An 8,266-nucleotide genomic window follows, 5' to 3' on the forward strand; every position below is an offset into this window, starting at 1 on the left:
ACAGGTGCAAGATTTTGAGAGAATCGTGCTTCAAAACCTGGCGTCTTCATCGGCCCGCGTCCTGTAGGGGCGAAGCATTCGGATAGAAAATCTCCGGTTTCACCGATAGGTTATTGCCCGAATGCTTCGCCCCTACTTTTTCAGCAGACCCTAACTAAATCTCAGTTAGGGGGAAGTAATTGGTTTGGCTTTGGTAACGTTAGAAAACCCAATCTAGAACAACCATTCTAGAACCGCCTCGTCTTTAGTGTTGGTATTGCGAGAGGGGGTTTCCCGGGTAAATTTCATGTGGATAGAACGATTTTGTTCACCATCGGCGGCCACGGCCATAATCGGATAATCGATTAAACCGTCTTGGAAGGACATCTGATAGCGGAAAGTGCCATCGGAATTGAGTTTAATCGGACGACCACCGATAGTTACGGTGGCATCGGGTTCGGTGGCACCATAGACGATTAATTCGGCATCGGCAACTAACCAGAATTTGCGCGGACGTTGTAGGGTTTCCGAAGCACCCATACCGATACCAGAAGCAGTCATGCCGATACCGGAAGCGGTTAGTCCCGATACCGTGGGAACTGCCCACATACCAACCCCGGAGGGGAATACATAAGAACTGATCACTTCCGACATCGGTACGGAACCGGCGACGTGCTGCATGGAACCAAACAAGGACCCAGCCACCCGTAGGGCCTCCATATCGCCGACACTCTCGAAAATTTGGTCGTATATAGGGCTTCCCGTGGTTCCGGCGCTGCTGCCGTAGCGTTTGCTGGGGGGAACGAGTTCGTAAACAGTTTTACCCACCAGTTCTTCTTCCCAGTTAACGGTGACAAAAACATCTTCAATCCAGTCGGAAGGATAGACGGGAGGAATCCGCACTAAAGGAGAACGGGCCAAAACTAACCAACGACCATCAGCACAACGATAACCGATATCGATAACATAATCTCGATCGCTGACCGGAATCGGTAAATACCATTCCCGGGCCAATTCATCACAGAGATATTCTTGGACGCTATGCGCGCCTTGGCTATTGAGATCGATATCGGTGACATCATAAAGACGCAGGGCTAACTGTTGTCCCCCTTGACGACGTAGATCTTCTTTTGATTCGTTGGGGATATCCCAGTAAGCATAGGCCCACTGAGGATCGCGAGGTAGGAGGGTGATGCGATTTTCACCGTAGCCACCGGGCAGATCTCCTAAACCATCATCCACTGAACCTAGGATGTCTTCGATCGGGTTAGCTTGACCTAATTCAAATTTTGCTGCTTCCACTGGTTTTTCCTCTTTAATAATAGATTTAAAATTGCCGCTTACTCCCATAGCTTGGGTAATTGCCTCAATTAATTGCGTTTTCCGCATCCGACTGTAACGAGAGATGCTGTATTGACTGGCAACTCGTCGCAGTTGCCGCAAGGTCATCTCATCTAAGGGTGGGTATTCTGGGACCATGAGTTGACACTCTCCGATTAGTTACGACGGCAAATGTTTTTGAGCATTTGCAAAAGCAGTTATCTGGGTAATCCTTCTAACTACTCATCGATTGCTGTGTGAACGAGAGATCCACTCGATGGGGATCAAGGGAATCGCTTGTTATAAATACCTATTAAACAGTAAGATTCCGATTTTGACCAAGTACCTTGTCATGATTTCTTGACAAAACCGCCAAACCCTTGATCCCAAAGAGATTGTTATATCAGGAAGTTTTGATATGCTGTGCTGCCTTGAAACTGTAGGCGATATTTTAGTACAAATGCACTACACTGATTACTGATTACTGATTACTGATCACTGATTTGTACTCCGATCCCGATCGCCTGTAATCTGATATTGAGACTTTTAGTTAAGGAGACTGAACCGCTTGGCTACCCGTGTGATTATTGTTCGTCATGGACAAAGCAGTTATAACGCAGAGCAGAAAATACAAGGTCGCAGTGATGGCTCGGTTTTGACGGAAAAAGGTCATCTGGACGCGGAAAAAGTAGGAAATGCCCTCAGTCAAATCGATATCGCCGCTTTTTACTGTAGTCCTCTCCAAAGAGCCAAATCTACTGCTGAGGTGATTCAGTCTCGTTTAAATAACTCTCCCGTCATTCAACCCACTTCCCAGTTACTAGAAATCGATCTGCCTATCTGGGAAAATATGGTCAAAGAGGAGGTAAAAGCTCAATACCCCCAAGAATATCGGGATTGGCAGCAAAAACCTCACGAATTTAAGATGATACTGCCCGATGGTCAAGAACATTATCCCGTTCTCTCTCTCTATCAACAAGCCCAAGATTTTTGGCGAGAAATTATTCCCCAACACGAGGGCAAAACTATCCTCATTGTTGCCCATAACGGCATTAATCGCTGTTTAATTCTCAGTGCCATTGGTATTCCGGTTTCCTTATACCATTCCCTACAACAATCTAACTGTTGCGTTAATGTTCTCAATTTTACGCGTAATTTTGGTGATCCTGTCCAGGTGGAATCCCTCAATCAAACGGCACACCTAGGGATAGCTTTACCCCCACCACGTCCTCCTTTCCAAGGTTCGAGGCTGCTGCTGGTGCGTCACGGAGAAACCCAATGGAATCGGGATAAACGTTTTCAAGGTGTGCGCGATATTCCTCTCAATGATAATGGCAAAGCTCAAGCTGAGAAAGCCGCCGAATTTCTGCGAGAAACGGCGATCGATCACGCTGTCACCAGTCCTTTGTCCCGTCCCAAGGAAACTGCCCAAATTATCCTGCAATATCACCCCAATGTCACCTTAGATACCCAAGGGGATCTGACAGAAATCTGTCACGGACTTTGGGAAGGTAAATTAGAGGAGGAAATTGAAGCGAGTTTCCCCGGGATGTTAGAAGACTGGAAAAATGCCCCAGAAACCGTGCAAATGCCGGAAGGGGAGAATTTACAGGAAGTTTGGGATCGAGCGATCGCTTGTTGGCAGCAAATCGTTAAAACCTATAGTAATAGCGATCGACCTCAGACAATTATGGTAGTGGCCCACGATGCCATTAATAAGGTGATTCTTTGTTATTTATTGGGTTTAAAACCCGCCAATTTCTGGAATATTAAACAGGGAAATGGCGCGGTTAGTGTTATCGATTATGCCAAAGGAGTTGACTCTCAACCGGTCCTGCAAGCAATTAATATTACCTCTCATCTAGGATCAGGAATACTCGATCGCACGGCAGCTGGCGCTTTATAACAGTGATCAGGAGTCAGGAGTCAGGAGACAGGAGACAGGAGATAGAAGACAGGTTTTAGGCGTTGGGGATTGGGGTTTTGGGGTTTTAGTTCAATTTCCCCACTTCCCACTTCCCCACTTCCTGCTAACTAGAAGCTAATAATTCAAGCTCTTGCATAATTAATTTTTGAGGGTTTAAAAACGGCAAAAATAAGGATTAAATGGCATAAAATCTGTAAATATACTATTTAATTGATTATTATCCATTCTTAATTCTCCTGACTACTGACTACTGACTCCTAACCCTAACAACAATTTTTGATTTTTACAAGAGGTCTATTGATTTTCAATCTGTCTAACTACCGTTAGTGCCGAATAGCTGACTCCGGCAGTGCCTTCTCCCGGATGGGTGGAATCTCCCACTAACCAAAGATGGGGGATCGGAGTGCGCGTCGCTACGCCAAAAGGGCCAAAAGTGGACAGTCTTTGACCAATACCGCCGACAATGCCCTGATTTCGCCCCGTAAACCGTTCAAAAGTGCGAGGTGTAGCTGATTCGATGTGAACGATGTGATCAGGACTAAGATGGAAATAATTACCGAGACGCTCGATCGCCTCTTGGGTGTATGCTGCTTTTAATTGCTGATAATTATCTGCTCCTTTTCGCCACCAAAGACTGGTATCGGTGAAGGAAGAAGCAATAATCGTCGCTTTTCCCACTGGAGCGCGGCCATCCCCTTCTTTACTCACGGAAACAAACAAAGAGTTATTTTCGCCGATTATGCCATCGTCATCGTAGAGGAATTGCAAATGGGGAGGACAATCGGGGGGAATAGCAGCGCGATCGACTCCTAAGTAAACCACAAAAGCACCGGATGCGGGGGGAAGTTTTTCGATTCTCCGGTGATAAAGACTGGGAATGGCTTCGCGATCGATTAATTGTGGTAAATTTTGGATCGGGATATTAGCCACAATCTCATCGGCCATTTCTGGATATATTTGACCATTTTTTTGATTTCTGACGATAATTCCCGTGGCTTTTCCCTTTTCTGTCAGTATTTTTTCCACTGTGTGGCGCATTTGCAATTTACCGCCGTATTTTTCCAAAGCTGTTACTAGGCGATCGCTTAATACTTGCATACTACCCTGAAGGTGGGATAAACCTTGGGGAGACTGAGAAACTGCTAAAGCGGTGGCGGCATAAAGTAAAGCGGTTTCATCGGCAGTAACTTGGGAATAAAGCTTTAACTGGAGATCCAGAAAGGTTTTTAGGCGTTTATCCCTCTCTAAGCCGTATAATCGCAGAGCATCGCCCACAGTCATCAAAGTAAAGGGGAAGGTAATGGCAGTATCTAAACGCAAAGCGGCGATTAATTGCCCTAAATCCCACCAGTTGCGCGGGGGTAAAACTGGATCGCGACTTTGAAAACGCCAACTTGCTTGAAAGAGTTTTTGTAATAATTGCCAAAAAGGTTCGCTGCCCGGAAATTGTTTTTGTCTTTCCTCTTGCCACTTTTGCCGATCGCGCCAGACGTTAATCGCAGTGGTTTCCCCCGGCAGAAAAACGGCACAGGCGGGATCACAGGGGACAGAATCGGGTAAATCTATCCCTAATTCGGCAAAAATGCGCTGATGAATGCCCCCTACTTCTAATCCTGCCACTTGAGTTGCCCCCACGTCAAAGGTAAAACCCCGACGGGAAAAAGTCGAGGCACAACCTCCGGGGACAAGCGCCTGATCATATACTGTGACTTGATAACCTCGACGCGCCAATAATGCCGCCGCCGTTAGTCCGCCAATCCCTGCACCAATAACGGTAATTCGCGTCATTTTCTTAATAATTATTTATATTTATTTTTATCCTAACACTGCTGTCTTTTCACTGATTACTGATTACTGTTCACTGAAAAGCTCCCCACTTCCCCACACCCCACTTCCCCACACCCCAACCAATCTGCCCGGGACTCTTAACCGGTAAATTGGAGGCTTAACAGTTTACTTGCGCCCCTAGGGTATCTAAAGCTAAAATTTTCACCTCAGAGTTAATCCCCACTTGCTGCCAAGCATTTTTCATCTCTGTTGCTGTTTTTTGGGCATTGTCGGGGTTAGTTAAAGCTAATAGGCTCGGACCTGCGCCACTAATTACCATCCCGTAAGCACCCGCGTTAATGGCGGCTTTTTTCACCTTTTCGTAACCCGGGATCAAAGATTGGCGATAGGGTTGATGCAGTTTATCCTCTAGGGCAATTCTCAGCCAATCGCCGTTACCCGTCTCCAATCCCCGCAATAATAAACCCAAGCGGGAAATATTGAAAATTGCCTCCTGACGGCTAATTTTTTCGGGTAAAACCGCCCGAGCTTTTTCCGTAGCCAGTTCAAAATCGGGAATCGCTAGGACGGGAATGAGATTTTTTTGCCAAAATACTTGACAAATAGCCCAATTTGTGCTATATCCTGCCGATAGCTGACAGTTACCCCGCAAAGCTGGCACCACATTATCCGGATGGCCCTCCAAGGCGATCGCTAATGCTTCGATTTCCCCCATAGATAAAGGATTTCCCGCGCATTGATTAGCAGCCACTAACCCACCGATAATAGCAGTGGCAGAACTACCTAAACCTCTAGCCAGAGGAACCCCTAAACCGATCTCGATGGCGATAGGGGGCGGATTCTGTCCTATTTTTTGATAAACTTGCAAAAAAGAAGTGTAGATTAAATTATCAGCACCTTGGCTAACTTTAGCTGATTCAGTTCCCTTGACAATAATGCTGACAGGGTTAGCTGTTGTTGCCGGCAGCAGGGTAAAAGTAAACTGATTATATAGGGTTAAGGCCGCTCCGAGACAATCGAAGCCGGGCCCAATATTAGCAGTGGTAGCGGGAACTGTTACCGTAAAAGTTGACATGGTTAAGCTTTTGCCTGAAGATAGCGGCGATTTACCTCCTCCCAGTTAACCACATTCCACCACTGTTTTAAATACTCAGCCCGTTGATTACGATATTTTAAGTAATAGGCGTGTTCCCAGACATCATTGCCCATAATTGGCTGTAATCCCATCATTAGGGGGCTATCTTGGTTAGCAGTGCTGGTAATTTCCAGTTGTCCTGACTTATTTAAAACCAACCATGTCCAACCACTACCAAAAAGTTTAGTACCAGCTTGGTTGAAAGCGTTTTTAAATTCCTCGAAACTGCCAAATTTAGCGATTATTGCCGCCCCTATTTCTCCTGTTGCTTCGCCACCGCCATCGGGGGACATAATCTGCCAAAACATCGTATGATTAAGATCGCCGCCGCCATTATTGCGGATAGTGGTGCGAATATCGGCGGGCAAAGAGTCAAGATTTTTAATTAATTCTACTACTGTTTTTTTCTGCAATTCTGGATATTTTGCCACTGCCAGGTTGAGATTATTAACGTAGGCAACATGGTGTTTATCGTGATGAAATTGCATCGTTTCCTTATCAATATAAGGTTCTAGGGCATCATAGCTATAGGGTAGGGCAATGAGACTATAGGGACCGGTAGCGGCAAAAGCGGCAGGGTTAAAACCGGCAAGAGTGGCTGTGCCAAGGGTAGCACCTAAAAGATCAATAAATTGACGGCGATTGAGAGACATAAGTAATAAAACAAAATTAACTTCTTGGTTAGGATAGGCACTCATGGAAGAGGGAAAGGCAAGAGGTAGTTAGATATTAGCTACATATTCTCAGAGCAGATGTTCCGATGATCAATTATCCTATCGATCGGTACTTCGGGAGACAAAAGTGGTTCTTCGGGACTTGTTATGCAAATATTTAACTAAAAATCAAATTCGCTGAAAGTGACTAGAACTAAAAGTAGCTGAAATCCATACAGGGAAAGACTTAAGGCACAAACAGGTTAATACCAAAAGATAGACAATTGAGTTAAGATTTGATATAATAGCCAAAAACGAGATTATTTTACTTATGATACTTGACAAATTTTTGAACCTAAAAGGAACCTGTATTCAAGGCTATCTACACCTAGAAAATATCGGTATAGTTTGCCGAATCGAATCGAAAAATAAAAAAGTAACCTGTCCTCATTGTGGCTTAGAGAGCGATAAACTACACCAAAATCATCGACATCTAGTCAAAGATTTACCAATCTCAGGTCAATCAGTATACCTACAAGTTAATCGTCGTTAATTTAAGTGCGATAATTGTCAGAAACCCTTTAGTGAGGAGTTAGATTTTGTTGCCAGTAAACGAACCTATACGAAAAGACTAGCCAAGAATATACTCGAACAATTAAAAGAAGGAGATATTTTAAATGTTAGCCGAAGAAATGACGTAACGGAAGAAGAGATTCAAAGAATGCTAGAGGACATGACCGAAAAAATTACATATCAAGACCTATCGAAATTAAAAAGTGGATTTAGGAACTCAGGATACCTTAAGAGAACATTTACGAGAACCTGTGTTGGTGGATGTTATCAATGCCTTCTAGAGATTGGCGAATTCTCCTTCAAGACATTTTAGAATCTATCACTGAAATTGAACAACGGACAAAGGGAATGACGTTTGAGGAATTTGCTAAAAATCGAACAACTGTCAAAGCGGTTCTCTAGGATTTTATCATTATTGGAGAAGCAACTAGAAATGTACCAAAGGAAATTCAGTCTCGCTATCCTCTTATTCCTTGGCGTTTGATGGGAGGAATGAGAAATGTTGCAACTCACGAATATTTTCAAGTTAATTTAAGTAGGGTTTGGGCAACAATTCAAGAAGATTTACTGACTTTAGTGCCACAACTACAAGAAGTGTTAGAAAGCGAAACAGAGGCTGAATAGTTGTTTGATAAGCGAAAGGAAAAAAATAAACCCCCTCAAGATTGAATGAAGGGGCATTTATGGTATTTTTAGAGGCAATTTAGCCTACTTTTGTGGTTTCTTTTTCGGTGGATTGGGAGGGTTTTAGTTTGCGCTTCAGGGTTGAAGCTGCGCCGAAGCCGAAAGGGATGATACTCAAACTGTTATTTTTTGTACTGTAGATTTTGTGGTTATTTCCTTAGGATGTCTGAACAATTGACCTTCATTTTGGTAGAAAACTTCATAATC

5 protein-coding genes and 4 pseudogenes are annotated in these 8,266 nt (G+C 44.2%); 4 read left to right on the plus strand and 5 right to left on the minus strand.

The features are described from left to right. Positions 1 to 213: 213 nt before the first annotated feature. A complete protein-coding gene (locus IM500_RS07400) occupies positions 214 to 1,458 on the minus strand; it encodes a DUF4912 domain-containing protein (protein ID WP_190723457.1) in 1,245 nt (414 codons plus the stop codon). 409 nt (positions 1,459 to 1,867) lie between these two features. Between IM500_RS07400 and IM500_RS07405 the strand changes: the two genes are divergently transcribed. Next, positions 1,868 to 3,205: a histidine phosphatase family protein gene (locus IM500_RS07405; protein WP_287738048.1), complete on the plus strand. Its 1,338-nt coding sequence runs from the start codon at positions 1,868 to 1,870 to the stop codon at positions 3,203 to 3,205. Positions 3,206 to 3,520: 315 nt separating this feature from the next. Here the strand turns inward: IM500_RS07405 and crtD are convergent, their stop codons facing one another. The 3 genes from crtD to IM500_RS07420 form a co-directional block, all read right to left on the minus strand. After that, the gene (gene crtD / locus IM500_RS07410) at positions 3,521 to 5,014 is read right to left on the minus strand and encodes a C-3',4' desaturase CrtD (RefSeq protein WP_287738049.1); all 1,494 of its coding nucleotides are present in this window, start codon (positions 5,012 to 5,014) and stop codon (positions 3,521 to 3,523) included. A gap of 157 nt (positions 5,015 to 5,171) precedes the next feature. Next, entirely contained in the window at positions 5,172 to 6,089 is a 918-nt protein-coding gene (gene thrB, locus IM500_RS07415) for a homoserine kinase (protein WP_190723451.1), read from the minus strand. A 2-nt stretch (positions 6,090 to 6,091) separates the two neighbouring features. Beyond that, the gene (locus IM500_RS07420; protein WP_287738050.1) at positions 6,092 to 6,802 is read right to left on the minus strand and encodes a superoxide dismutase; all 711 of its coding nucleotides are present in this window, start codon (positions 6,800 to 6,802) and stop codon (positions 6,092 to 6,094) included. A gap of 331 nt (positions 6,803 to 7,133) precedes the next feature. Here IM500_RS07420 and IM500_RS07425 point away from each other — a divergent pair. The 3 pseudogenes from IM500_RS07425 to IM500_RS24435 form a co-directional block, all read left to right on the plus strand. Continuing rightward, positions 7,134 to 7,577 (plus strand): annotated as a pseudogene (locus tag IM500_RS07425) (transposase family protein); the annotation flags it as partial. Position 7,578: 1 nt separating this feature from the next. Next, a pseudogene (locus tag IM500_RS24715) lies at positions 7,579 to 7,656 on the plus strand (nucleotidyltransferase family protein); the annotation flags it as partial. Then, positions 7,646 to 7,999 (plus strand): annotated as a pseudogene (locus IM500_RS24435) (HepT-like ribonuclease domain-containing protein). The pseudogenes IM500_RS24715 and IM500_RS24435, both read left to right, overlap by 11 nt. 79 nt (positions 8,000 to 8,078) lie before the next feature. Here IM500_RS24435 and IM500_RS07440 read toward each other — a convergent pair. Then, positions 8,079 to 8,159: pseudogene (locus tag IM500_RS07440) on the minus strand (PEP-CTERM sorting domain-containing protein); the annotation flags it as partial. Positions 8,160 to 8,266 lie beyond the last annotated feature (107 nt).

It is taken from the genome of Microcystis sp. M179S2 (assembly GCF_020245805.1).
Classification (GTDB): Bacteria; Cyanobacteriota; Cyanobacteriia; order Cyanobacteriales; family Microcystaceae; genus Microcystis; species Microcystis aeruginosa.

Excerpts from the sequence above, each read along its gene's own strand:
- IM500_RS07420 (WP_287738050.1), bottom strand. The coding sequence starts at position 6,802 with ATGTCTCTCAATCGCCGTCAATTTATTGATCTTTTAGGTGCTACCCTT.
- IM500_RS07400 (WP_190723457.1), bottom strand. The coding sequence starts at position 1,458 with ATGGTCCCAGAATACCCACCCTTAGATGAGATGACCTTGCGGCAACTG.
- thrB (WP_190723451.1), bottom strand. The coding sequence starts at position 6,089 with ATGTCAACTTTTACGGTAACAGTTCCCGCTACCACTGCTAATATTGGG.
- crtD (WP_287738049.1), bottom strand. The coding sequence starts at position 5,014 with ATGACGCGAATTACCGTTATTGGTGCAGGGATTGGCGGACTAACGGCG.